The sequence below is a fragment of the Enterococcus sp. DIV0840 genome (genome assembly GCF_050527835.1).
Taxonomy (GTDB): Bacteria; Bacillota; Bacilli; order Lactobacillales; family Enterococcaceae; genus Enterococcus_L; species Enterococcus_L ureasiticus.
Genome location: NZ_CP172876.1, coordinates 1,841,652 through 1,865,898 on the forward strand (window position 1 = coordinate 1,841,652; position 24,247 = coordinate 1,865,898).

The 24,247-nt window shown below is 35.5% G+C and carries 25 protein-coding genes, 1 pseudogene and 1 riboswitch; of the genes and pseudogenes, 23 read left to right on the forward strand and 3 right to left on the reverse strand.

Features of this window, described 5'->3' with window-relative positions:
* The first annotated feature begins 36 nt into the window (after nt 1-36).
* From IGL98_RS08795 to IGL98_RS08815, 5 genes and pseudogenes are all read left to right on the forward strand, one after another.
* Nucleotides 37-816, forward strand: coding sequence for a segregation/condensation protein A (locus IGL98_RS08795; protein ID WP_206842566.1), 780 nt, complete (start codon nt 37-39; stop codon nt 814-816).
* Nucleotides 813-1,430 (forward strand): SMC-Scp complex subunit ScpB, encoded by a 618-nt coding sequence (scpB, locus tag IGL98_RS08800; protein WP_206912141.1) that lies wholly within the window; start codon nt 813-815, stop codon nt 1,428-1,430. The genes IGL98_RS08795 and scpB overlap by 4 nt, the downstream gene beginning before the upstream one ends.
* Nucleotides 1,431-2,147 (forward strand): pseudouridine synthase, encoded by a 717-nt coding sequence (locus tag IGL98_RS08805; RefSeq protein ID WP_206842408.1) that lies wholly within the window; start codon nt 1,431-1,433, stop codon nt 2,145-2,147. It begins immediately after the preceding gene.
* A gap of 139 nt (nt 2,148-2,286) precedes the next feature.
* Nucleotides 2,287-2,411, forward strand: a riboswitch (FMN riboswitch).
* Nucleotides 2,412-3,026: 615 nt separating this feature from the next.
* On the forward strand, nt 3,027-3,635 hold the full coding sequence (locus tag IGL98_RS08810; RefSeq protein ID WP_206842409.1) for an ECF transporter S component: 609 nt from the start codon (nt 3,027-3,029) through the stop codon (nt 3,633-3,635).
* Nucleotides 3,636-3,773: 138 nt separating this feature from the next.
* Nucleotides 3,774-4,496 (forward strand): annotated as a pseudogene (locus IGL98_RS08815) (alpha/beta hydrolase).
* Nucleotides 4,497-4,572: 76 nt separating this feature from the next.
* On the opposite strand, the gene IGL98_RS08820 reads toward IGL98_RS08815, so the two are convergent.
* The gene (locus IGL98_RS08820; protein WP_206842410.1) at nt 4,573-4,788 is read right to left on the reverse strand and encodes a ferredoxin; all 216 of its coding nucleotides are present in this window, start codon (nt 4,786-4,788) and stop codon (nt 4,573-4,575) included.
* 39 nt (nt 4,789-4,827) lie between these two features.
* Here IGL98_RS08820 and IGL98_RS08825 point away from each other — a divergent pair, with 39 nt between their 5' ends.
* From IGL98_RS08825 to rpsA, 5 genes are all read left to right on the forward strand, one after another.
* Nucleotides 4,828-5,859 (forward strand): helix-turn-helix domain-containing protein, encoded by a 1,032-nt coding sequence (locus IGL98_RS08825; RefSeq protein ID WP_206912142.1) that lies wholly within the window; start codon nt 4,828-4,830, stop codon nt 5,857-5,859.
* Entirely contained in the window at nt 5,856-7,298 is a 1,443-nt protein-coding gene (locus IGL98_RS08830) for a RecQ family ATP-dependent DNA helicase (RefSeq protein WP_206912143.1), read from the forward strand. Before IGL98_RS08825 ends, IGL98_RS08830 begins: the two co-directional genes overlap by 4 nt.
* Nucleotides 7,299-7,377: 79 nt before the next feature.
* The gene (locus tag IGL98_RS08835; RefSeq protein WP_206842413.1) at nt 7,378-7,917 is read left to right on the forward strand and encodes an SAG1386/EF1546 family surface-associated protein; all 540 of its coding nucleotides are present in this window, start codon (nt 7,378-7,380) and stop codon (nt 7,915-7,917) included.
* 124 nt (nt 7,918-8,041) lie between these two features.
* Complete coding sequence (gene cmk / locus IGL98_RS08840) at nt 8,042-8,710, forward strand: (d)CMP kinase (RefSeq protein ID WP_206912144.1); 669 nt, start codon at nt 8,042-8,044, stop codon at nt 8,708-8,710.
* Between the two features lie 212 nt (nt 8,711-8,922).
* Nucleotides 8,923-10,134, forward strand: coding sequence for a 30S ribosomal protein S1 (gene rpsA, locus IGL98_RS08845; protein ID WP_206842415.1), 1,212 nt, complete (start codon nt 8,923-8,925; stop codon nt 10,132-10,134).
* 119 nt (nt 10,135-10,253) lie between these two features.
* Here rpsA and IGL98_RS08850 read toward each other — a convergent pair whose 3' ends face one another.
* A complete protein-coding gene (locus IGL98_RS08850; protein ID WP_206842416.1) occupies nt 10,254-11,030 on the reverse strand; it encodes a helix-turn-helix domain-containing protein in 777 nt (258 codons plus the stop codon).
* Nucleotides 11,031-11,258: 228 nt separating this feature from the next.
* On the opposite strand from IGL98_RS08850, the gene IGL98_RS08855 reads away from it, so the two are divergent.
* From IGL98_RS08855 to IGL98_RS08880, 6 genes are all read left to right on the forward strand, one after another.
* Complete coding sequence (locus IGL98_RS08855; RefSeq protein WP_206912145.1) at nt 11,259-12,599, forward strand: acetaldehyde dehydrogenase (acetylating); 1,341 nt, start codon at nt 11,259-11,261, stop codon at nt 12,597-12,599.
* A 178-nt stretch (nt 12,600-12,777) separates the two neighbouring features.
* Nucleotides 12,778-14,088, forward strand: a complete 1,311-nt coding sequence (der, locus tag IGL98_RS08860) for a ribosome biogenesis GTPase Der (RefSeq protein ID WP_206842418.1) — start codon at nt 12,778-12,780, stop codon at nt 14,086-14,088.
* Between the two features lie 247 nt (nt 14,089-14,335).
* A complete protein-coding gene (locus IGL98_RS08865; protein ID WP_010761417.1) occupies nt 14,336-14,611 on the forward strand; it encodes an HU family DNA-binding protein in 276 nt (91 codons plus the stop codon).
* A gap of 884 nt (nt 14,612-15,495) precedes the next feature.
* The gene (locus IGL98_RS08870) at nt 15,496-16,542 is read left to right on the forward strand and encodes a hypothetical protein (RefSeq protein WP_206912146.1); all 1,047 of its coding nucleotides are present in this window, start codon (nt 15,496-15,498) and stop codon (nt 16,540-16,542) included.
* Between the two features lie 3 nt (nt 16,543-16,545).
* Nucleotides 16,546-17,805 (forward strand): tetratricopeptide repeat protein, encoded by a 1,260-nt coding sequence (locus IGL98_RS08875; protein ID WP_206842420.1) that lies wholly within the window; start codon nt 16,546-16,548, stop codon nt 17,803-17,805.
* An 8-nt stretch (nt 17,806-17,813) separates the two neighbouring features.
* A complete protein-coding gene (locus IGL98_RS08880; protein ID WP_206842421.1) occupies nt 17,814-18,350 on the forward strand; it encodes a ReoY family proteolytic degradation factor in 537 nt (178 codons plus the stop codon).
* Nucleotides 18,351-18,402: 52 nt separating this feature from the next.
* Here IGL98_RS08880 and IGL98_RS08885 read toward each other — a convergent pair whose 3' ends face one another.
* Nucleotides 18,403-19,296, reverse strand: coding sequence for a YitT family protein (locus tag IGL98_RS08885; protein ID WP_242590205.1), 894 nt, complete (start codon nt 19,294-19,296; stop codon nt 18,403-18,405).
* A 159-nt stretch (nt 19,297-19,455) separates the two neighbouring features.
* On the opposite strand from IGL98_RS08885, the gene IGL98_RS08890 reads away from it, so the two are divergent.
* The 7 genes from IGL98_RS08890 (at nt 19,456) to IGL98_RS08920 (ending at nt 24,114) form a co-directional block, all read left to right on the forward strand.
* Nucleotides 19,456-19,803, forward strand: a complete 348-nt coding sequence (locus IGL98_RS08890) for a nucleotide pyrophosphohydrolase (protein WP_069644675.1) — start codon at nt 19,456-19,458, stop codon at nt 19,801-19,803.
* Nucleotides 19,796-20,584, forward strand: a complete 789-nt coding sequence (gene dapB / locus IGL98_RS08895; protein ID WP_206912147.1) for a 4-hydroxy-tetrahydrodipicolinate reductase — start codon at nt 19,796-19,798, stop codon at nt 20,582-20,584. Before IGL98_RS08890 ends, dapB begins: the two co-directional genes overlap by 8 nt.
* The gene (locus IGL98_RS08900; RefSeq protein WP_206842423.1) at nt 20,581-21,792 is read left to right on the forward strand and encodes a CCA tRNA nucleotidyltransferase; all 1,212 of its coding nucleotides are present in this window, start codon (nt 20,581-20,583) and stop codon (nt 21,790-21,792) included. The genes dapB and IGL98_RS08900 overlap by 4 nt, the downstream gene beginning before the upstream one ends.
* A 5-nt stretch (nt 21,793-21,797) precedes the next feature.
* Nucleotides 21,798-22,163 carry a thioesterase family protein gene (locus IGL98_RS08905; protein WP_339099587.1) on the forward strand — a complete coding sequence of 122 codons (366 nt, stop codon included), beginning with the start codon at nt 21,798-21,800 and terminating at the stop codon, nt 22,161-22,163.
* Between the two features lie 86 nt (nt 22,164-22,249).
* The gene (locus tag IGL98_RS08910) at nt 22,250-22,702 is read left to right on the forward strand and encodes a hypothetical protein (protein WP_010772458.1); all 453 of its coding nucleotides are present in this window, start codon (nt 22,250-22,252) and stop codon (nt 22,700-22,702) included.
* Nucleotides 22,703-22,778: 76 nt separating this feature from the next.
* A complete protein-coding gene (locus IGL98_RS08915; RefSeq protein WP_206842424.1) occupies nt 22,779-23,759 on the forward strand; it encodes an NAD(P)H-quinone oxidoreductase in 981 nt (326 codons plus the stop codon).
* A gap of 16 nt (nt 23,760-23,775) precedes the next feature.
* Nucleotides 23,776-24,114, forward strand: coding sequence for a nitrous oxide-stimulated promoter family protein (locus tag IGL98_RS08920; protein WP_206842425.1), 339 nt, complete (start codon nt 23,776-23,778; stop codon nt 24,112-24,114).
* Nucleotides 24,115-24,247: the final 133 nt, after the last annotated feature.

A 24,247-nucleotide genomic window follows, 5' to 3' on the forward strand; every position in this document is an offset into this window, starting at 1 on the left:
GTAAACTAAAGAGCTGAAAAAGAAAGTTGGATGATCTTGCAGGAAATTAATGTAAAATTAGATGTATTTGAAGGTCCGCTTGATCTTCTGTTACATTTGATTCAAAAATTGGAAATCGATATTTATGACATTCCAATCGCTGCAGTAACAGAACAGTATATGAACTATATCCATACAATGAAAACATTGGAATTAGAGATTGCTGGAGAATATTTAGTGATGGCAGCGACATTGATGGCAATCAAAAGTAAAATGCTTTTGCCCAAACAAGAGTTAGAAATGACAGAAGACGATGAAATCCTTGATGGTGAAGACCCACGAGATGCTTTGGTTGCTCAATTATTAGAATATCGTAAATTTAAATATGCGGCAGGTCTTTTGCATGAAAAAGAATCCGAAAGAAGTCTTTATTATACAAAAGAACCTATGGACATCGATGAATACAAAGAGGATAATCCTTTATTAGAACCTAATCAATTGAATACGATTGATCTTTTTCTAGCTTTTCACGCAATGCTAGAAAAGAAGAAAAGTCGTCAACCAGTCGAAACAACTGTTACAGGAGATGATGTTTCGATTGAAGAAAAGATTGCAACGATCACTCAAAAAATGTGTCAGATTGATCGGAATACACCGATAAATTTTGAATCTTTTTTCACTTCATATTCTAAACAAGAAGTCGTTACGACTTTTATGGCTTTGTTGGAGTTGATGAAAAAAGGTGTCGTTCATGTAGAACAAGAGGATAATTATAGTACTATTTTACTCTATAATAGGTCTGAAAAGATTGAATCAAGTACGGAGGAAACAACGTGACAACAGTAAGTCAAATCGAAGCGATTCTATTTGTTGTTGGTGAAGAGGGAATTGGGTTAGAAGAATTATCTTACTTATTAGAATTATCCACCGCCAAAACATATGAAGCCGTGACTGCTTTAAAAGAACGCTATGAATCAGATAAACAAGCAGCATTAAATATTTTGGAAGTCGGCAATCACTTTATATTGTCTACTAAAAAAGCATTTGCACCATTATTAAAAAAATATGCACAATCACCGATCTCAAATTCTTTATCCCAAGCAGCACTCGAAACATTATCGATTGTTGCGTACAAACAGCCAATTTCAAGAGTTGAAGTAGATGAAATTAGAGGCGTTCAATCGGCAGGTTCAATGCAAAAACTAGTTGCCCGCCAGTTGATTGAAGAAAAGGGGCGGGTAGACGGACCCGGTCGAGCTATTTTATATGGCACTACGGCTTATTTCATGGACTATTTTGGCTTAAGATCCTTAGAAGAACTGCCAGATATTCACCAAATGGAAGAAGAAATCGCTGAAGAATTGCCTTTAGATCTCTTTTTCGACCGTTATAAAGAGCTAAATGAAGAAGAATCAACAACGGACACAAACGAATCGGAGGAAGAAAACTAAATGGAAAGACTTCAAAAAGTAATTGCGCATGCGGGAATTGCATCACGTAGAAAAGCAGAAGAATATATCGTCAACGGACGTGTAAAAGTAAATGGAAAAATCGTTCGAGAATTAGGAACACAAGTAGGGAAGAACGACAAAGTTGAAGTAGATGATGTGCCAATTTACAAAGAAGAATACGGTTATTATCTTTTCTACAAACCAAAAGGCGTTATTTCAGCTGTTTCTGATGATAAAGGCAGAAAAGTTGTTACGGATTTTTTCTCTCATATTAAAGAGCGAATTTATCCTGTCGGAAGATTGGATTATGACACATCTGGCTTGTTACTATTAACGAATGATGGTGAGTTTTCTCAAAAATTGACGCATCCAAGTCATGAAATTGATAAAGTTTATGTAGCAAAAGTAAAAGGATTAGCCAAAAAACATGATTTACTTCCACTAACTAAGGGAATGAAAATTGAAGGCTATAAAACTGCACCAGCTGCTTTTGAGATCATATCTGTTGATCTTAAAACAAACACGAGTATTGTTGAATTGACGATTCACGAAGGCCGTAACCACCAAGTGAAAAAAATGCTTCAAGCAGTAGGCTATCCTGTCCAAAAATTAAAAAGAGAAAAGTACGGTGATTTGACCTTAAAAGGATTACGACCAGGTGAATACCGTAACTTAAATAAAAAAGAAATCAGTGTTTTGATGAATCAGTCAAAATAATTTTTTACGAGTATGAGTCGAAACTAATAATAGTTTTGGCTCATATTTTTCTATTGACAGCAAATGTGACTTGTTGAACATAAATATTGCATTTTTCTAAAAAGGTTGTATACTGAAATTGTACAAAAATTTAATAAAGGTTCGTCTTCAGGGGCAGGGTGAAATTCCCGACCGGTGGTTATAGTCCACGACCTATCTCATTTGAGGTGGCTGAATTGGTGAAATTCCAATACCGACAGTAAAGTCTGGATAAAGAAGATAGGGCTTATTTGAATTGGCATTTTTCAGATAAGATAACTCTACTCTATTTTCCCTGCTGGAAAATAGAGTTTTTGCTGTGAATTGCTGTGAATCACTACGATTGGCCAAAGGACAGAGTAGATGATGAACAGTACTTGGCGAACGAAGTGAGAGAAGACACCTAACTAGTGAATCACGCTATTGTGTTTATTCCATCAAACTCTAAAAGCTAAACCTCTAAGAATTGAGGGGCAGAGTAGATGATGAACAGTACTTGGCGAACGAAGTGAGAGAAGTCACCTAACTAGTGAATCACACTATTGTGTTTATCCCATCAAACTCTAGAAGCTAAACCTCTAAGAATTGAGGGGCAGAGTAGATGATGAACAGTACTTAGTCAACGAAGAAGTTGTTACCATCATACTAAAACACCATATTTAACCAAAACTAAATAGGAGTGAACTTTTTTCGCAACGAAATACGATAGCACGGCTCAATAGCTATCAAGCGATTACCGATAAAGCGCAGTATATTTATCGTTCGACCAAACAACAAACACAGCAAATCAAGAGCAATCAATGAAAAAGTCAATTTAGAAAAGTTCGTTTGAAGATGGGTCCTTAAACAGGAGGATTTCATATGCGAAACAACAAGGTACAAAAAATGGTAAGTGTAGCAATGTTAGCAGCAATAGGTGTGGTTTTACAGTTTGTGGCGTTTCCGATCATACCGTCATTAAGTTTCTTAAAAATCGATTTTAGTGACATACCCGTTATGATCAGTATGTTCTTATTCGGGCCGCTAGCTGGAATAAGTACGGCTTTCATAAGATCAGTATTGCATCTGTTTACAACAGGGGCATCGCCACAAAATTTAGTGGGAGATGTAACTAGCTTTTTTGCAACAACTGTTTTCACTTTACCGATGTATTATTTTTTCAAGCGAGGAAGCGACAAGCGTTCAAACAAAATTTTAGGTGTAGCTACAGGAATAATTGCGCTTACTGTTTTTATGGGTGTAGCGAATTACTTTGTGATCACACCGATTTATTTAAAACTATTTGGTGTATCAGCTGGGCAATTCTTAGGAATGTCTCTGGCAAAATATGTTACGATCGGGATTATTCCATTCAACTTGATCAAAGGCGCAATTGTGAGTGGGGTTTTCTTAGTGCTTCACGCAAAATTATTGCCTTGGCTATCTAGAAAACAATATCAGTTGGGTGATAAAAAAACGATAACGAAGTAAATCATTGATATAAATAGCTGAGACATAGAGTAAAACATTTCGTTTTGCTCTGTGTTTTTTTGATTGTGAATACAAAATGTTCTAGTTAAAAGCAGATTTCTGCTAAAATGGAAAAGACAGAATGAGAGGAGAACTAAAATGAAAAAATGGCAGAAACGATTACTTTGGTTTATCGGAGTACTGGTAGCTTTAGTTTTGATAGGCTTATTTTATATAAAAACCATTACCTATACACCTACAACCATGGCTTTAGAAGCATCTCAAAAAGCAACAGATGAAAATGGCGTACTATATTTTAAAGGTAAGGAGGAAAAACCAGCATTGATTTTTTATCAAGGAGCGTTGGTTGAAAGTGCTAGCTATAGTATTTGGGCTGAAAAAGTAGCAGAGGCTGGATTTTCAGTCTATCTTGTAAAATAACCCTTGAATTTGGCTGTTTCAGGTCAAAATAAAGCGGAGCAGGTCATTCGTTCTAATCATTTAACTAATTATGTGATTGGCGGACATTCATTGGGTGGGGTTATGGCCAGTCGCTTTGCTGCTGAACAAGCTAATGATGGTTTAAAAGGAGTATTCTTCTTAGCAAGTTACCCTGACGAAAAAGGCAGTCTTTCAAAGTTTAAGGGACAAGTACTTTCATTGACTGGTTCTAAAGATGGTGTTTTGAATTGGCAAGCTTATGATCAAGCAAAAAAATATTTACCTGAACAAACTGTTTTCGAAGAAATCAAAGGTGGAAACCATGCTGGATTCGGCAGTTACGGTGAGCAAAAAGGGGACAAATCTGCAGGTATTAATAATGACGAGCAACAGCAAGAAGTCGCCAATCTACTTATTAATTGGTTAAAAACGATCCAATAAATAGTAAAAGGAGGGAGTACAGTCTTTCGACAAGTATTTTCTCCTTTTACTATTGGGCTAAGAAACTAGCAGATTTTCAGTGATTTTCCGTAATCTCTATTGCACGAACAGGACATTTGCGGTACGCTGTTAACGCATTGTCCCTTTCATTTTCAGGAACAAATTCTTGATGGGCTTTGCTATCATTTTTTAAAATGACAATCCCATCATCATTATAATCAAAAATTTCTGGTGCATAGACTTGGCATAATCCACAAGCAATGCATTTTTCCGGAATTATTTTACATAACATAAGAGCACATCCTATTCTATCATTGAAAGAGGTGAAAATATGGAACCTTCCTTTATTTTAGCTTTATTTCAGCACGGATACAAGGTGCGAACTTCAACTTTGTATCACCTTTTAAAAGGCAAACGGACAAGTTCTGTCTTGCTGTATGGTTTTTTATATGAAAACTTACGATTCTTTCAGCTATTTCCATTATTGTCTGAAAAACAATTTAATTATATACTAGAAGAATTAGTTAAACAAGAGTCGTTGCATCTTATATCTGAAGGCGAGGTCCAGATAACCGAAAAAGGTATGCAAGTAGTGCTTCAAGAGGATGATCATTTTTCTTCGATCGACAATTATCGTTTTGGTAAAACAGACGAAATAGTTTGGCGTTTATTACAATTTACAGTGCAAGTTGTTTCTAATTTATCTTATACAAATAAAAATTATGTTCCGTTAGAACAATCGCCATTGTATCAAAAGCAAGTAAAAATGTATATAAAATCAATGCCAAAAGTACAATTGATCAAAACGGTTAAAAATGAATGGACTCAAATTTTTTCTCATTTAACGAAAGAAGAAGCAAATTTTTTTGCTCAACAATTTTCTGGTTATCAACAAATCGGAAAAACCTCTTTTCAATTACTGGACGATCAAGATAATGCTTTTAAGCAAATGCTACATAAGAAAGAAAAACTTCATCACTTATTGGAAACAATTTGTTTAATGCCAGAAGCTAGTTTCTTGAAAAAGTTAGTTCTTCCTTTGGTGAAACAAAATGAAAATAAAAGTATGAGTGAAACAAACTCATATTTAAAAACACAGCGTTCAATAGAAGAATTAGCCCAGCAAAGAAGGGTCAAAATGAGCACAATCAAAGATCATCTTATGGAATTAGCCTTAACGAAGGATTTTCCGTTTGAGCGCTTTATATCTAAAGAAACAGAGGAATGCTTATTTGAATACCCAAAACCATGTCAAGATTGGATGTACCGTTCAGTCAAACAAACTAATCCAGAACTTGATTACTTTGAGTTTCGTTTATATCAAATTCAAAAACTTAGAGAAGAAAGAGAATCGAACCAATGACAATCAATTTAGAGCAAGTGTTACAAGATAAATTTGGTTTCAGTACGTTTAAACCAGGACAAAAAGAAGTAATCGAACAGCTGTTAAAGAAACAAGACACATTAGCTGTTTTGCCAACAGGTATAGGGAAATCCTTGTGTTACCAATTAGTTGGGCAATTAGTCGAAGGCACAGTGATTATCGTTTCACCACTACTATCCTTAATGGAAGATCAAGTGTTCCAGCTTCAAAAAAAGGGGGAAACCAGTGTTATCGCCTTAAATAGCAGTTTGACTTTTTTTGAAAAGCAATATGTACTAAATCATCTAAGCGAGTATAAATTCATTTTGATTAGTCCTGAAACTCTAACCCAAAAAGAAGTTCGAAAAAGAATAGCTGGTTTAAGCATTGCTTTATTTGTAGTAGATGAAGCTCACTGCGTTTCTCAGTGGGGTGTTGATTTTAGACCAGAATATACCAAGTTAGCCAATATCCAAGCGGAATGCGTCTATCCATTGACTTTAGCATTAACCGCCACCGCAACCCCAGCTGTAAAAAAGGAGATTATTAAGCAAGTATTTTCACATCGTCAAACGATTTCAGAAGTTATATTTTCGGTGAATCGACCAAATATCGGTTTGATCGTTAATCAAACTACTGAAAAAAACGATACATTGATTTCTTATCTAACTCAACTAAAAAGCAGAGGCATCATTTACTGCGCAACTAGAAAGACAGCCGAGAAAATCAATCAAGTAATCAATGTACAGACAAATTTAAAATCAGCATTCTATCACGGCGGTCTAACTGCTAATGAGCGTAGCTTATTGCAACAGCAATTTGTTTCAAATCAATTAGATGTTTTGTGTGCGACAAACGCTTTTGGTATGGGGATCGACAAACCTGATGTACGCTTTGTTATTCACTACGATTGTCCGGATAGTTTAGAAAATTATGTACAAGAAATTGGCCGAGCTGGCCGTGATGGGCAATCTAGTGTAGCAATTTTACTCTACCAAAAGGGAGACGAATCGATTCACTATTATTTTCAGTCAGAAAGTCGCCTTGATCGAGAACGTTTGAATGAATTAGCTGAAATCAAATTAAAAGAACAAGAAAATAGTCTACCTGAACTAAATGAAATCCAGCAAAAATGGCTGCAAGGTTTCTTAGAAAAAGAATATACAATCGAAGAATTAGAACAAAGATTATTAAGAAAAGAGAAAGAACGTAAACAACAGTTAAATGTTATGTTAAACTATATCAATGAAGAAGAATGCCGTCGTGTGTTCATTCAGCAGTATTTTTCAGAAAAAATTACAGAAACAACACAAGAAAATTGTTGTGATCGATGCGGCTTATCCTTTGACAACTACAAAGGGCAAATAGTACAATCACCAGAAGAAAACGAAATCTCCGAACAGTGGGAGGACATTTTAATAAGATTATTTAAAGAATGAAAATAATTTTTTTTTAGACTGCAGTTGGCAAAAAGCTGTGGTATAATAGCAAACGAGAGAATTTTAGGAGGAACGATACGTGAGTAAAAAAGATAAGAAAAAACCATCAGGTGCACGTGAACCTTGGGAGCAGTCAATTTATGATACAGATAAGAATACTGGGGGCTCCCGCTCAGAAAAACGTCAACAAAAAAAAGGCAATACGGTCTTTCTAACAATTTTAGTTATTCTATTATTATTGATTATTGCTTTACCCGTGGGAACCTATCTTTATGTAATGAGAGATAAACCAAATGATAACAAACAGGCTAGTCAGCCTTCATCATCTGTGGTTGTTCAATCATCCACTAAAAATAGTTCAACACAATCATCCTCTTCAAATGGGGCACAAGAACCATCACCTTCTTCAGAAGCAGTAGCTGGCGAAAGTAGTGCGCCACAAGATACTACGCCAACAAGTACAGCAGAAGAAGCAGCTGTTTACACTGAAGTACTTAATGGAGAAGGACCTAATCAAGTAGCATCAAGAAATGGTATAACAACAGACGAACTATTACAGTTAAACGGTTTAAGTTTGAATTCAGTTTTACAACCTGGCCAATCATTACGAGTTAAATAAAGATGAGTAAACATTGAGATAGGTTGAATCTCTATCTCAATGTTTACTTTTTAAGGGTCTGAAACAAAACAACTTACGTTTTGTACCAGACTCTTTTACTATGTGATAAACAAAGGAGTTCATTATGGAAAAGATAAGCATTGCAATCGATGGTCCAGCATCTTCTGGTAAAAGTACAGTAGCTAAGATTTTAGCAAAAAAATTAAATTATATTTATTGTGATACAGGAGCAATGTACCGTGCATTGACCTATTTAGCAATTAAAAAAAATATTGATTTCGAGAATGAACAAGGCTTAGTTGAATTATGTTTTAATCATACGATTTCATTCAAGCAAACTGAAAAAGAACAGCTGGTTTTTGTTGATGGAACCGAAGTAACAGAAGAGATCAGACAACCGAATGTGACGAATGCTGTTTCAATCGTTGCAAAACATGGTGCTGTTCGGGAAAAAATGGTAGAACTTCAGCAAAACATCGGACGCTTAGGCGGAGTTGTCATGGATGGACGAGATATTGGGACAGCTGTGTTACCTGATGCACAAGTTAAAATCTTTTTAGTTGCAAGTGTGGAAGAACGCGCTGAAAGACGCTATAAAGAAAATCAGGAAAAAGGAATTACAACAGATTTTGATACATTAAAAAAAGAAATCGAGCAACGGGATTATCTTGATTCAACTAGAGAAGTGTCTCCTTTAAAACAGGCAGCAGATGCAGTTAAAATCGATACAACTGGAATGAATATAGAAGAAGTTGTCAAAGCAATCGAAGAGATCATACTAACAAAAAGTTAAGGTTTCATATTTTGTACTAAAATAGCTAGAAAGAAAGTATGACTGCGTAAAAGTTATACTTTCTTTGGCTTAAAGCAAGAAAATCTCTTCTTATCTCTAAGAAAAAAAAGAAAATGAGAGAAATCGCTTTATTTTTTTAGCAAAATCCCGTACTATTAAAGGAGTAGGTCAGTTTTTACGAATTTTTTGGTGGCATAGGAGGATAAGTATTCATGACAGAAGAAAAAAAAGTGGAAATCAGCAATGAAACAATGGAAGATGCAATGAACAGTTTTCAAGAAGTGAGTGTTGGCGACATCGTTAAAGGTGAAGTGCTAGCAGTCGAGGACAAACAAGTAATTGTTGGTATTGAAGGTGCCGGCGTTGAAGGTGTGGTACCAGCAAAAGAATTATCTACGACACAAGTAGAAGATATCAATGAATTAGTAAGTGTTGGTGATATCTTAGATTTAGTTGTCATCACATCGATCGGCAAAGATAAAGAAAATGGTAGTTATTTACTTTCTAAACGTCGTTTGGATGCTAAAAAAGTTTGGGAAGAAATCGAAAAAGATTTCGAAGCAGGCAAAATTATCGAAGCCCCAGTTACAAACGTTGTAAAAGGTGGCTTAGTGGTCGACGTTGGTGTTCGTGGATTCGTTCCAGCATCAATGGTAGAAGACCATTTTGTTGCTGATTTTTCTGAATATAAAGGTCAAACATTGACATTCAAAATCATTGAGATCGAGCCTTCAGAAAATCGTTTGATTTTATCTCATAAAGCGGTTGTTGCAGCAGAGAAAAATTCTAAGAAAAAAGATATTTTAGCAACTCTTCATGATGGAGATATCGTTGAAGGAAAAGTTGCTCGTTTAACTGATTTTGGCGCGTTTATTGATTTAGGCTGTATCGATGGATTAGTTCACGTTTCTGAAATTGCGCACCAACATGTTGGGAAACCAAGTGATGTGTTAACAGTAGGCGATGATGTAAAAGTTAAAATCCTTTCAATCAATCCAGATGAAGAACGTGTTTCTCTATCAATCAAAGAAACATTAGCTGGACCTTGGGAAGATATTGAAAACAAAGCCGCTGTCGGTTCAGTTCTTGAAGGAACTGTAAAACGCTTGACTAGCTTTGGTGCTTTTGTTGAAGTATTTCCAGGTGTTGAAGGCTTAGTTCACATTTCTCAAATTTCACACAAACATATTGCAACACCTCATGAAGTATTACAAGAAGGTGAAGCTGTTCAAGTGAAAGTATTGGAAGTTAATCCAGAAGAACATCGAATTGCCTTAAGTATTAAAGCATTAGAAGCAAAACCTGAATCTCAGGAAGAACCGAAAGATGTACAAGAATATGAGTTACCAGAAGAAAATACTGGTTTCACAATGGGCGATATCTTAGGAGATGCTTTAAAAGCGCAAGATACTGATTCAGAATAATTTTATAATTCGAACGGAGGGAAACCTTCGTTCTTTTTTTTGCAATTAAATAATAAAACTAGGATGCAGCAGGGAGATAACTCTGTGAGTCATATCCCAGCTGCATCCTAGTTTTATCTTTAATTATAAATCACTCGTAAATCAGCTGGCGTATGTTCGCCGCGATATTGTTTACGAAATTGGTGAGGGGATTGTCCTACTTTTTTCTTAAATAACTTACTAAAGTAAGTAGAGTCAATGTACCCGACAGTTCCAGAAATTTCAGTGATAGATTCTTCTGTTTTCATCAATAATTGCTTCGCTTTTTCCACACGATAAGCAGTTAGATAATCAATAAAATTCATGCCCACAGCTTCTTTAAAAAAACGACTAGTATAATGACGATTCAAATGCATGATATCTGCTAAGGTCGTCAAATTGATTTCTTCATTGTAGTGATCATGGATGTAATCCAAAATAGTATTGATTTGTTCTTTAGCCAAAACAGTCGGTTTATTATTCATAACATCCATTAGAGATACTTGATTTAGCGATTTCACACAACGATCAACAGCAAATTTTAATTCATTAAAATCTATAGGTGTCAATAAGTAATCGATCACGCCACACCGTAAAGCTTGGTGAACGCTTTGGAAATTATCTCGTTTGGTCAGTATGATAACTTTAATATTAGGTAGTTGTTGAACTATTTTACGTTTAACGATAAAGCCGTCGATGTCTAGATGGTCGATAGCAATCAAAAGAATTTCTGGGAGTAGCTTTTCAGCAATTGATAAAGCTTCTTGCTCCGTTTCAGCTGGAGGTAACACTTTTATATTCATAAATGAATCGTTGATAGATTGTTGAAGTCTTTGTTGTTCTTTTGCATCATTGCTGACAATCAATAATCGGCACATAAGTAAACCCTCTTTTCTTTAATGAGATAATAGTCCTTTTCTTTGTGAAATATACTTTACTACTCTATAATACCCTGAATAAATTAACCTTTCAAGTACAATTCTTTGTGAAAAAAATACACTAACAAGTAAATTTTGTCCATAATCTTCTTAAAATATTCCCTAACAAATTGCAGTAAATAGATTAAAATCAATTTGTAAGCGTTTTAAAAAAAGGAGTGTTCAAATATGACTGAAGTAATCAAAGTAAAAGAAATTGAAACACTAGTCGAAACAGCAAAGAAAGCACAAGCGGAGTATGAAAATTATACGCAAGAGCAAGTAGATGCGATCGTAAAAAATGTATATCAAAAAACACTTGATAACGCTGAAAAATTAGCTATTTCAGCAAACGAAGAAACTGGATTTGGAAAAGTTTCTGATAAAATAATCAAAAATACTTTTGCAAGTGAGCAAGTCTATGAAAGCATAAAAGATTTACCAACAGTTGGCGTGATCAACCGTCGCAAAGAAGAAAAAATAATTGAAATTGGCATTCCATTAGGTGTTGTAGCCGGTCTAATCCCTTCAACAAATCCGACTGCAACTGTGATCTTTAAATCATTGATCGCATTAAAAACTAGAAATGCAATTGTCTTTTCACCACATCCAAAGGCTTTAAAATCGATTTTAATGGCAGTTGAAATCATTGAGAAAGCAGCTGTTGAAGCAGGGGCACCGGCTGGTTTAGTTCAAGTAATCCAAGTACCAACCTTGGATGCAACTAGTGCCTTGATGAAACATGCAGATGTCTCACTGATTCTTGCAACGGGTGGTAAAGCGATGGTTCAAGCAGCATACAGTTCTGGAAACCCAGCAATTGGGGTAGGACCTGGAAATGTCCCTGTATTGATTGATGCAACAGCTGATATTGCACATGCAATCGAGTGTGTGATCAGTAGTAAAACCTTTGATAACGGAATTATCTGCGCATCAGAACAAGCTCTTGTTGTGGATAAGACGGTGAAAGAAGCAGTTATCGAGCAATTAAAAGCTAAAAAAGCTTATTTTATGAACGAAGAAGAATCAGCGAAAGTCAGTCAATTTATTTTGAGGGAAACTGGAACTTTGAATCCGGATATCGTTGGAAAAAGTGCTTCAGATGTTGCAAAATTAGTGGGTATCTCTGTTCCCGCAGAAACATCTATCTTGATTTCAGAGCAAACAGAAATCGGCCATCACAATCCTTATTCAAGAGAGAAACTAACACCGATTTTAGGTTTATTTACAGTTGATTCCTTTGAAAATGGTGTAGACACATGTAAAGCACTACTTGCTAATGAAGGAACTGGTCACACTGCAGTAATCCATACAACAACGGATGCAAATGCAGAAACATTTGGCTTAGAAATGAGAGCATCGCGTATTTTAGTGAATACGTTAGGAGCATTAGGAGCAATTGGCGCAACAACAAAACTAGCCCCTTCGATGACATTAGGTTGTGGTGCAATGGGTGGAAGCAGTACAACAGACAATGTAACGGCTCATCACTTGATGAATGTGAAACGAATCGCTTATGGTGTTGAATAGTAATAAACGAATGATTTAAAATAAAGTATTCTGTAATTGCGATTTAAGATATTCGCCAATTACAGGATATTTTTATATTCAGCGGTTTAATTCACTTATTTCACTAGTTTTTCTTGCATCTTAGACAAGCTTTAGGTAAACTAGTAAAGATTGAAAACTTGTCAAGGAGGTAATTTGAATGGCAAATCCAACAATTGCAATTGTCGGGCGCCCGAATGTAGGGAAATCGACGATTTTTAACCGTATAGCTGGTGAAAGAATTTCTATTGTAGAAGATACACCAGGTGTAACAAGAGACCGTATTTATGCCACAGGAGAGTGGCTAGGACGTGAGTTTAGTATTATTGATACAGGTGGTATCGATCTAAGTGACGAACCATTTATGGATCAAATCAAGCATCAAGCTGAAATCGCTATTGAAGAAGCAGATGTCATTATTTTTGTCGCAAGTGGCAGAGAAGGTGTGACAGATGCAGATGAATTAGTAGCAAGAATTTTATATCGCAGCAATAAACCCGTAATTTTGGCTGTAAATAAAGTTGATAACCCTGAAATGAGAAATGATATTTATGAGTTTTACTCTTTAGGTTTAGGTGACCCATTCCCTATTTCCGGAAGCCATGGTTTAGGTATCGGAGATGTTTTGGATGAAGCGGTTAAACATTTTTCAACTGAAATCGAAGAAGAAGATGAAGCTACGATCAAATTCAGTTTGATTGGACGTCCGAATGTTGGTAAATCATCATTGATCAATGCGATTCTTGGTGAAGACCGTGTGATTGTTTCAGAAATTGAAGGAACGACCCGTGATGCGATTGATACGCGTTTTGAGTCAGAAGATGGTCAACAATTCTTGATGATCGACACAGCTGGTATGCGCAAACGAGGCAAAGTGTATGAATCAACTGAAAAATACAGTGTAATGCGTGCGATGCGTGCGATTGAACGCTCAGACATTGTTTTAATGGTTTTAAACGCCGAAGAAGGTATTCGTGAACAAGATAAGAAAGTTGCCGGATATGCTCATGAAGCAGGACGTGGCATTATTATCGTTGTGAACAAGTGGGATATGGTTGAAAAAGAAACAAATACGATGCGCGACTTTGAAGAAGAGATTCGTGAAGAATTTAGATACCTTGACTATGCACCGATCATCTTTGTTTCTGCAGTAACGAAACAACGCTTAAACAAATTACCAGAATTGATCGAACTTGTTAGCATGAATCAAAATCTGCGTATTCCATCTGCTTTGTTGAATGATGTAGTGATGGACGCTATCGCCATCAATCCAACACCAACAGATAAAGGGAAACGTTTGAAAGTTTTTTATGGGACCCAAGTAGCGATTAAACCGCCAACATTTGTTATTTTTGTAAATGAAGAAGAATTAATGCATTTTTCTTATGCACGATTCTTAGAAAATCAAATTCGCAAAGCTTTTACTTTCGAGGGGACACCAATCAAAATCATCCCAAGAAGACGGAAGTAGCGCATTTTACCACACTTTTTTCAAATGTACAAACAAATTCATTGAGTTATAAAAAAAAATGATATTTTTAAAAAAAACTGGTTAAAACGCATCAAAAACCTTGCTATTACAAGCTTCCTATGATATCGTGATAACAGAATATTGATCCAATTCAATATTTGTACGTCATTTTTGGACCACTCAAAAATAAACGTAAATTAGATATCTTTTAGATATCCTATCCCTTGTGGAGGAGGTGAAATAATCCATGGCAAATAAAGCAGAATTAATCGAAAACGTTGCATCTTCAACTGGTTTAACTAAAAAAGACGCAACTGCAGCAGTGGATGCTGTATTTTCAACAATCCAAGAATCTCTTGCTAAAGGTGAAAAAGTTCAATTAATCGGTTTTGGTAACTTTGAAGTACGCGAACGTGCGGCTCGTAAAGGACGTAACCCACAAACTGGTAAAGAAATTCAAATCGCTGCAAGTAAAGTACCTGCGTTCAAACCAGGTAAAGCGTTGAAAGATGCTGTTAAATAAGACAGTTCTTAGAACCCTTGATTATTCAAGGGTTCTTTCTTTATTTCACGTGATTTTAGATGTATATCAGACTGATGGAAAAGTGATTAGATTTTTTATTTGATCTGCATCGCTAGAAACAAGAGAGTGGACATAGCAATTATTTCGTGTATGATAAAGTTATGAAAACTCATACAGGATTATTAACCCATATCAAGGTGTTTAAAGAAAAGCCTTATGCTATAACAGGAATGTTAATTTGGGAAAATGATGTCTGCATTAATTGTGTAATCAAAAATAGATCGTTTGCCAGGTACGTATTATCGCTACCCATGCATCAATATGAAATTGAGGTAAAGGGAGACTACAATAGTAGAGGGCAATTTGATGTAAAACATATGCGCATCATTAACATAGATAGCTATATTGCTTTGATAGGAACACCCGAATGAAAGAGCCCTTGACTTGTCAAGGGCTCTTTCGTTACGTTTTATAAAAAGGGTGAATAAAAAGCCAATCTTGATTGATTGGCTTTACGGATAAAGAATAATCAGCTATGTCTAAAAACTAATTGTTTAACTATGAACGTTGCAAAGTGCTAACTATTCAAATCAGACTGAATCACTATGTTTCTTCAAAACAACAACAGTTTAAGAAGTGCACTATTTTTCTTAAAGCTAGCTGTTTCTTGAAACAAATTAAGTATAAACAATAATTAAGAATTTTTTTCATAGACAAATTAGAACATCTATAACAAAATAGTGAATCAATAATGCCTGTTCTTTAAGGAAATTAAAAGAACAATCGTCTTTGAACAAAGTTTATTGCATTTTCAAAAAATTAAAATCATCCCTCTTTCTGTTTTACGACAACTAATGGTAAAATATAGAAGAGGGGTGTTATCAATGGAATTAGTTTATGAGAAAAATCAGTTGCAGACGACGATTATCTATGGTGAAACCTTTGCCTCACAAATCAAATCAGCTTCTTTTGAGCCGAAACATCTTTTTTTGATCACCAATCAGCGGTATTATGATTTGTTTTCAGAAAAACTAATTCAGCTTTTTGATGACAAACAGGAATTAGATTGGTATATTTGTAAGAATGACTCACACTGTAACAATATGAATGAGTTGGAAAGTTTATTAGCTTTTTTAGCAGATTTTGATCAGCAACAGGACTTTCTTTTCTTAGGTGTTGGAAATGAAGGGGTTATTCAGTTAACCAACTTTTTGCATGAAACATCTGTGCTGAATTCTAATTGTTGGCTTTTGCCCCTTTCGATCCAGTCGTTGAGTAAAAGCTTGATTACTGACGTTCACATAGAATTGAAGAATCATCCAGTATTGCAGAGCTCAGTCTTAGCAGAAAAAATAATCTACGATCGCACTTTAACAAGCGATTATGGAGAAGGAAAATTAGTTGATTTTCTTGTTTTTATTCGTTGCGGTTTGGTTTGCAGTCATGATTTTTTACGAATGCTTTTTAAAAATTATAGTGACGCAACTAGATTGAATCAGCAATCATTTAACGGTATGTTAGATGAGATGATTGGTTATTATGAAAAAGATGGTCAAACAATTGACCAATTTGGTCATTTATTTGAGCAAGGCTTCTTTGAAACAACAAATGGTCATTTATTATCTGGTCATATGAAACGATTTTTAGGCTGTTTATTACAGTTACTTTGGTCTCAGGAAGTCAATCAGTTTTCATTTCACTATAAAAATTTTATAATCTGGTTGATTCGCTTAGGTTTTCCAGTTGATTTTCCAGAACAAATTTTAGTCAGTGACTATGTGGAAGGTGTTTTAAAATGTGTAGATCGAGGTGAAAAAGCTGCTCTTTTGAAGGAAATAGGAGAGCTTGATCGTATGCAAAAACCTAAAACAGAAGATTTATTAGCTACGGTAGAACAATATAAAACTATTTTAAAAGAAATTAGAGGTTAAAAGATGACAACATATAGTGAAAAAATGCTCCAAGCATTACATGAAGAAGAGTTAGCGCAAGCACAATTGATGCTGGCAGAAGCAATTAGAAAAGATGATGATGATACACTTGCTGATTTAGGGGAAGAATTATTATCACTTGGTTTTTTAGAAGAAGCGAAATTAGTTTTTGAGCATTTATTGACAATTTTTCCTGATGCAGATGGTTTGAATATTCCATTAGCTGAGATTGCCATTGAAAATAATTTGATCGATGACGCATTTGTTTACTTGGAAAAAGTAGGAAAAGATAGCGATAGTTACGTTCAAAGCTTGCTTGTAACGGCAGATTTGTATCAAGTAATCGGAATTCCTGAAGTAAGCGAAGCGAAATTAAAAGAAGCACAACGTTTAATGCCGGATGAACCACTGATTCTATTTGCTTTAGGCGAATTGTATTTCTCAAATGGACAATTCCAGGAAGCCTCTGCTGCCTATCAAAAGCTGCTTGAAGCACAAGTTACAGAAATTTCCAGTGTCTCGATCAATGAGCGCTTAGGAAGCAGTCATAGCATGTCAGGTGATTTTGAAGAAGCAATTCCATTTTTAGAAAAAGCGTTGGAAGAAGGTCAGACAGATGATCGTTTATTCCAATTAGCTTTCACTTATTTACAACTACATGAAAATCAAAAAGCAATCGCACTTTTACAACAATTAAGAGCGTTGAATCCTCATTATCAATCGTTGTACTTATCTTTAGGTGAAGCGTTACAAGAAGAAGAGCAACTGGAAGAAGCGCAGACTGTTTTAGCAGAAGGCATCAAAGAAAATCCTTTCCAAGTAGATCTTTATCAGTTGGCTTCTGAGAATGCCTATCGACTGCATGATACTGAAAAAGCAGAATCTTTGTTAAAACAAGCGCTAGAACTTGGTGAAAAAACAGATGAAACAAGACTTACATTAAGCAATTTGTACCTGAATGAAAATCGTTTTGATGAAGTAATCGCAGTGGTACAACAAATGGAAGAGCAAGGCCATCCTTATGGCGAATGGAATTTAGCTCATGCTTATAACGAACTGGAAGAATTCGATTTAGCGAAAGTCCATTTCGAACAAGCATATCAAGAACTTTCTCATGAACCTGAATTTTTAAAAGAATATGCCGTTTTTCTTCGAGAAGAAGGACAATTAGAAAAAGCAAAAGAGTTATTACAGCACTATCTTCAACACGAGCCAGGGGATAATGAAGCGCAATCCCTGTTAGATGATATTGAAGAAAGATAGGTGATAGGATGTTTGTCAATGTCGCAGATAAAAAGGAATTTTTAGTTTGGTTAGTGAATAATGTTTCCTTTAGTCAAAGAGAAGTTTTATGGATTTTAAATTATTTGATTAACCATGAAGCTATTTTAAATAATGTACATTTTATTGAGCAAGCAGATAAAGCGGTTCGCGGATTAAAGGTTACTGCAAGAGAAATGGATGATGAACCGATCCGGTTATTTTTATCAGGAAAAGAATTTACGGATACTGATCAGATTTTTCATGAAATTCGTATGAACTGGAAAGAAGCTCTTTATGTAGAATGTGTTTTTGATGGTTCTTGGCAAAATAGTCAGTATTTATCGATTTTAGAAGATAATCCCTATGCCCGCTGGAATGAGCAGGTGAGTGAAGAAGTAATTGAAAGCATTAATGATTTCTTTGCGCATGAAGAAAAACAAGCCAAACTCGATTTGTTGTATAGCCAAATTGATTTAGCTTTAGAAGATAACAATTATGAAGCTTTTTTAGAACTAACAGATGAATTAAATCGATTAAAAAAATAAAAATAGAGGTAAATTAGATCAATATATACTTGTCTAATTTACCTCTGTTATTTTAATTGAGCTGTTTCTTTCTTTTAAAAAGCATTTTTGTTGGTCTAGAATAGGTAAATCCTTCACCAATTGCTTCGTGAACGTTGATCACAGAAATAAAGGCTTTGTCATCTAATTCATGAACGATTCGTTTAATTTCGATAATTTCACTGGGGCTAACGACCACGTAAAGAACTTTCTTGTCTACTTGAGAGTAACCGCCTTGACCATCTAGATACGTTACTCCACGCTCTAATAGTGCCATGATCACTTCTCCTATATCCTCAGAATGATCTGAAATAACCAAGACTCCCTTTGCTGCATAGGCACCATCTAAGACAGAATCAACAACTTTACTAAAAACAAATGAAACGATCAAGGTATACATCATTCGTTTGACATCGATATAACTTAAAGAAAGAATCAAAACTAAAATATCAAAGATCAGTAATGAACGCCCCATACTGATACCATAATTTTTTTCTAGTATTCGTGCAATCACGTCAGTTCCACCTGTTGTTCCCCCTACACGATAAACCAATCCGCTGCCAATTCCAGCAGCAAGACCAGCCAACAATGCGGCAATCAATAAATCATGATCCAAATTGACTTCTATAGGGAAACGTTGCCATAACCATAAGAAAACAGATAAAGAAACAGTTCCTAAAATCGTATAATAAAATGAATGCTTGCCTAAAATTTTTCCCCCAATCAGAATCAGCGGAATATTGATAATCAAGGTTGAATAAGCTGGATCGATATAAAAAAGTGCACGTAAAATCAACGTAATCCCCGTTACTCCACCTTCTGCTAAATCATTTGCGATATTAAACGTTACTAAACCAAACGCATAAAGACAGGTGCCTGCTAAAATCAACAAAATGTCTTTAATATAGAATTTTTTTTCCTCAATCATAATGATCACTCCTAACACATAATGGCGATAATGCTTAGTATCATCCCCAAAAACCCTCGTTCAGTAATCACTTTATCATTCTCGTTATAAAACAACAAGTAGAACCTTTTCAGATGGCGTACTTTTTGATAAGATGAGTAGTAGAAAGGTTGGGGTAAAATGAAAGACGAAAATCAATCTCTGCATTCTATGCAAGAAGAAGTGGATACGTATATCCAACAATTTAAAACGGGTTATTTTTCTCCATTAAGCCAGATGGCACGATTAACAGAAGAAGTAGGTGAATTAGCAAGAGAAATCAATCATTATTATGGCGAAAAACCAAAAAAATCAGATGAAAAACCAAAAACTGTTTCTGAAGAGCTTGGGGATGTATTATTCGTTACGATGATCATGGCTAATTCGTTAGATATAGATTTAACTGAGGCATTTCAAAAAAATATGGAAAAATTCAATCAGCGGGATAAATATCGTTTTGAGCGAAAGGATGGGCAAACAAATGATTAAAATTTTAGTCGCAGGTTTTAAAGGGAAAATGGGTGTAACTGCTACAAAGATGGTTTTAAATCATGAAGGCTTCGAGCTAGTCGGTGTGCTGGATCCCTTTGAAGAAAAAAATAATCTTAAAGAATTAGCTGAGTATCCGACAATTGATGTACCGATTTTTAAAACGAAAGAAGACGTTCTTTCTGTTCAGCCTGATGTATGGATCGATTTTACAATCCCAGCGGTAGCGTATGAAAATACTCATTTTGCTATCGAACATAAAATCTCACCAGTTGTAGGAACAACTGGATTAACAGAAGAACAATTAGCTGAGCTAACTGATCTTTCGAAGACATTGAAAGTTGGCGGGTTGATTGCACCTAATTTTGCAGTTGGAGCAGTTTTAATGATGCAGTTTGCACAAAAAGCGGCTGAATATTTTCCAGATGTTGAAATTATCGAGTTGCATCATGATAATAAATTAGATGCTCCAAGTGGAACAGCTATCAAAACGGCCGAAATGATGAGTGAGGTTCGTGTGAAGAAAAAACAAGGTCATCCTGAAGAAAAAGAATTGATCGAAGGTGCTCGCGGTGCTGATTTTGAAGGGATGAAAATCCATAGTGTTCGCTTACCAGGAATGATTGCGCATCAGCAAGTTCAATTCGGTGGTGTTGGAGAAGGTTTGACGATCAGACATGATTCTTATGATCGTAGTTCGTTTATGACGGGTGTTGCTTTAGGTTGCGAAAAAGTCGTTCAGTTAAATAAATTAGTCTACGGGCTGGAAAATCTATTATGAAATTAGATATCATACCAGATGAATTCACGAGAGCAGCTAGTGTACTAAAAGAAATTCATGCTTATGGATTTGAAGCTTACTTTGTTGGTGGCAGCGTTCGTGATGCGTTATTAAAACAACCTATTCATGATGTTGACATTGCAACTAGCGCATATCCAGAGGAAATCAAACAAATTTTTAACCGAACGATCGATGTAGGAATCGATCATGGCACGGTTCTTGTTTTAGATGGCGAAGAGCAGTATGAGATTACGACCTTTAGAACAGAATCAGCTTACCAAGATTTCAGGCGTCCAGATAAGGTGACTTTTGTTCGTTCTTTAAAAGAAGATTTAAAGCGTCGAGACTTTACAATCAATGCCTTAGCGATGGGCGTTGAAGGGGAAATTATTGATTTATTTGATGGTATGACTGATTTAAAACGACAGATTATTCGTGCTGTTGGAAATCCTAAAGAACGATTTCACGAAGATGCCTTACGGATGATGAGAGGCTTGCGCTTTGCTAGTCAATTAAATTTTACGATAGAAGCAAATACATTATCCGCCATCGAGGAATTTCATCCACTATTAGCTAAAATATCTGTAGAACGTATAGCGGTAGAGTTCGTCAAGCTTTTGCTAGGTAGAAATCGCCGAGCAGCATTACTGCCATTCATTGAGACTGAATGTTATCAATACTGCCCAGGTTTAAAAAAATATGGTGAAGCACTATTCAACTTTTCAGATCTTCCCAATAAACAAATTGAATTAGAAAATCAAGCGTGGACTTTATTGATCAAGACCATGGGATTAAAAGAAAGCGAGATTCGCAGTTTTTTGAAATCATGGAAACAATCGAACCAAATGATTCATGAAGTACAACAACTTATTTATGGGTTGAATAAACGTCTCTTAGGGGACTTACAAGTCATGGATTTGTTTGAGTTAGGCTTGGATGCGGCATTGTCCATTGAAAAACTGTTGTTTTATTACGGGCAAAAGAGTAAACTTGAAGAAGTAGAAGAGCGTTATTTATGTTTACCGATTCATGATAGAAAGCAGCTTGCTGTTACAGGGAATGACTTGTTGGATTATTTCGATAAGAAACCAGGAAAATGGCTAGGTGATATGATCGAGATACTTGAGATCGCTGTTGTAAAAGGTCAAATATCAAATGACAAAGAAATACTGATAGCGTATGCAAAAGATAAGATTGATGAGGAGTGATAGCCGTGGAAAAATTCTCAAAAATGTTTGTTGTTGGTTCTAAGGATACCGCAAAGGAAATCGGTTCTGGGGATTTAGATGTATTAGCTACACCGGCAGTGCTTGCAATGGTGGAAAACACTGCAAAAGATTACTTGCATAAAGAATTAGCATCAGAAGAAACAAGCGTAGGTACACTGATCGAGGCTAGACATTTACGACCGTCTAAAGTTGGTGCGGAAATTATGGTTAAAGTGAAAGTCAAGTCACAGGAAAAAACAAAAATCAATTTTTCTTTCGAGGCTTTGGATGACGGACAAATTATTGCAACTGGTATCCATCAGAGGGCTGTTATCTTAACAGATGTTTTTAGACAAATTAGCTCATCCTAAGTGAAGATGCGAATAGTGTGACCTAACCTAAAAGTTATGCTAAACTTAACTTTGTAGAAATTATTTTAGATAAGGAGACTTATATTATGAGTAGAGAAATGACAGGATTAAAATTTTATTTTAGAAATGGTGAAACTTGGACGATTGGTCGCCGTTTTATCGGAGATTTATGGATCAAGCAAATTACAACTAGCTTTGGTCGTATCCATGGAAGTGAATTTATGGAAATTCACCCATGTGAAGGCTTTAAAATCGAAATCTTCCAAGAAGGAGATCACGTTCAAACACATGATATCAACCTTGGTGGGCTTGAGCTCGGCATGTTCGCCCGTGCTTTAAAATATGAAGATATCGAACGTATGGAAATTTTATACAAAACTGGTACACCAGATTTAGTTTACTTCCCATACAAAGATAAAACTGACGAAGGTTTAGATAATGTGTATCAATCTACTAAAGTCAGCGAAAAAACAAAAAGCTTATATATCGTGATTGACCCAACGCAAACTGTTGATGATGTATATGGTGAAGAACTTTAATAACTAAATGAATGGACCGTAGATTTCTTTTGGGAGATTCTGCGGTTTTTTCGTTAAGATTGTGAGGCGCAAAAATATGAAAGCCATCGAGATATCATATCAAGATAGTCAAACAGTTTTAGAATTAACAAAAGATGCACTGATGCCAAAAAGAAATGCTGATCAGCTACTAATCAAAGTTAAAGCGGCAGCGATCAATCGTACAGATTTAATGGCAATACAAACTGGAAAACTCCCAAAAGGGAACACGATTTTAGGGGTTGAAGTTTCAGGGATAGTGATCGAGAGCGAATCAGATTTATTTCCTCGTGGCAGTCACGTTATGGGGCTTGTAAACGGCGGTGGATATGCTGAATACGCTGTGATGAATCTTGGAAATGCAATGCTTTTACCTGAACAATTAACATTTGAAGAAGGGGCAGCTATTCCAGAAGTCTTTCTCACAGCCTATCAAACGTTATTTTGGCTTGGAGAACTAGGTCCTCATGAGTCTGTTTTGATTCATGCTGGTGCCAGTGGTGTGGGAACAGCTGCAATTCAATTAGTGAAACAATTAACGTCAGCTAAGATTTTTGTTACAGCAGGCACTACTCAGAAACTGGAATTGTGTCGTACATTAGGAGCAGATGTTTTGATTAACTATCATGATGAAAATTTTAGTAAGAGAATTCAGCAAGAAACGGCAGGACAGGGTGTGGATGTTATTTTAGATTTTATCGGTGCCTCTTATTGGGAAAAAAATATTGCCAGCATTGCCAATGACGGTCGGTTGATTCTTATTGGTATTTTAGGTGGTGCAATGATAAAAGAAGTCAATTTAATGGATCTACTAGAAAAAAGAATAACAATCAAAGGAACGTTACTTACACCAAGAAGTGACACTTATAAAGCAGAGCTGACCAAAGAATTTTCAGATAAAATGAAAATCCTATTTGAGAAGAGTGACCTAAAACCAGTTGTAGACACAATCTTTTCACTGGAAGAAGTAGAAAAAGCCCATCAATATATGAAGAGTAACCAAAATAAAGGGAAAATTATTTTAAAAATCAACGATTGAATAGTGAGAGATAAAAATGGTAAAAAAGAATAATGGACCAAAAATACAAGAAGAAAAAAGAACCATCCGTGCAATGATCGAGATCTATTATCGAAAGCATGAAGCTCCTACGATTGACAAACAAAAGTTACGATCTTACTCACAACTTCGATTGGATGTTTGTCGTTTTGGAGAGGAAAAACCTACTTGCAAGCAGTGTCCTGTACATTGTTATCGTCCGGATTATAAAGAGCAAATGAGGCAAGTAATGAGATATTCTGGACCAAGAATGTTACTTTATCATCCAATTCTAGCGATAAAACATCTTATAAAAGAAAATAAAAGTAAAAAAATAAACTATGATGAACGCATATAATTACTGGTTTTTATTTAAATTAGCCGAAAAAAATGAAAGAATAGTAAATAAAATAGGTTGACACTTAGTTTGCCTAGGTATATACTGAGAACAATTCTTAAATAAATCAGTTACGGAGTGACTCATATGACAA

Bases quoted from the DNA above. Each gene is read 5' to 3' on its own strand.
- IGL98_RS08805 (WP_206842408.1), top strand. From the start codon at position 1,431: ATGGAAAGACTTCAAAAAGTAATTGCGCATGCGGGAATTGCATCACGT.
- IGL98_RS08810 (WP_206842409.1), top strand. From the start codon at position 3,027: ATGCGAAACAACAAGGTACAAAAAATGGTAAGTGTAGCAATGTTAGCA.
- IGL98_RS08820 (WP_206842410.1), bottom strand. From the start codon at position 4,788: ATGTTATGTAAAATAATTCCGGAAAAATGCATTGCTTGTGGATTATGC.
- IGL98_RS08825 (WP_206912142.1), top strand. From the start codon at position 4,828: ATGGAACCTTCCTTTATTTTAGCTTTATTTCAGCACGGATACAAGGTG.
- IGL98_RS08830 (WP_206912143.1), top strand. From the start codon at position 5,856: ATGACAATCAATTTAGAGCAAGTGTTACAAGATAAATTTGGTTTCAGT.
- cmk (WP_206912144.1), top strand. From the start codon at position 8,042: ATGGAAAAGATAAGCATTGCAATCGATGGTCCAGCATCTTCTGGTAAA.
- rpsA (WP_206842415.1), top strand. From the start codon at position 8,923: ATGACAGAAGAAAAAAAAGTGGAAATCAGCAATGAAACAATGGAAGAT.
- IGL98_RS08850 (WP_206842416.1), bottom strand. From the start codon at position 11,030: ATGTGCCGATTATTGATTGTCAGCAATGATGCAAAAGAACAACAAAGA.
- IGL98_RS08855 (WP_206912145.1), top strand. From the start codon at position 11,259: ATGACTGAAGTAATCAAAGTAAAAGAAATTGAAACACTAGTCGAAACA.
- der (WP_206842418.1), top strand. From the start codon at position 12,778: ATGGCAAATCCAACAATTGCAATTGTCGGGCGCCCGAATGTAGGGAAA.
- IGL98_RS08865 (WP_010761417.1), top strand. From the start codon at position 14,336: ATGGCAAATAAAGCAGAATTAATCGAAAACGTTGCATCTTCAACTGGT.
- IGL98_RS08870 (WP_206912146.1), top strand. From the start codon at position 15,496: ATGGAATTAGTTTATGAGAAAAATCAGTTGCAGACGACGATTATCTAT.
- IGL98_RS08875 (WP_206842420.1), top strand. From the start codon at position 16,546: ATGACAACATATAGTGAAAAAATGCTCCAAGCATTACATGAAGAAGAG.
- IGL98_RS08880 (WP_206842421.1), top strand. From the start codon at position 17,814: ATGTTTGTCAATGTCGCAGATAAAAAGGAATTTTTAGTTTGGTTAGTG.
- IGL98_RS08885 (WP_242590205.1), bottom strand. From the start codon at position 19,296: ATGATTGAGGAAAAAAAATTCTATATTAAAGACATTTTGTTGATTTTA.
- IGL98_RS08890 (WP_069644675.1), top strand. From the start codon at position 19,456: ATGAAAGACGAAAATCAATCTCTGCATTCTATGCAAGAAGAAGTGGAT.
- dapB (WP_206912147.1), top strand. From the start codon at position 19,796: ATGATTAAAATTTTAGTCGCAGGTTTTAAAGGGAAAATGGGTGTAACT.
- IGL98_RS08900 (WP_206842423.1), top strand. From the start codon at position 20,581: ATGAAATTAGATATCATACCAGATGAATTCACGAGAGCAGCTAGTGTA.
- IGL98_RS08910 (WP_010772458.1), top strand. From the start codon at position 22,250: ATGAGTAGAGAAATGACAGGATTAAAATTTTATTTTAGAAATGGTGAA.
- IGL98_RS08915 (WP_206842424.1), top strand. From the start codon at position 22,779: ATGAAAGCCATCGAGATATCATATCAAGATAGTCAAACAGTTTTAGAA.
- IGL98_RS08920 (WP_206842425.1), top strand. From the start codon at position 23,776: ATGGTAAAAAAGAATAATGGACCAAAAATACAAGAAGAAAAAAGAACC.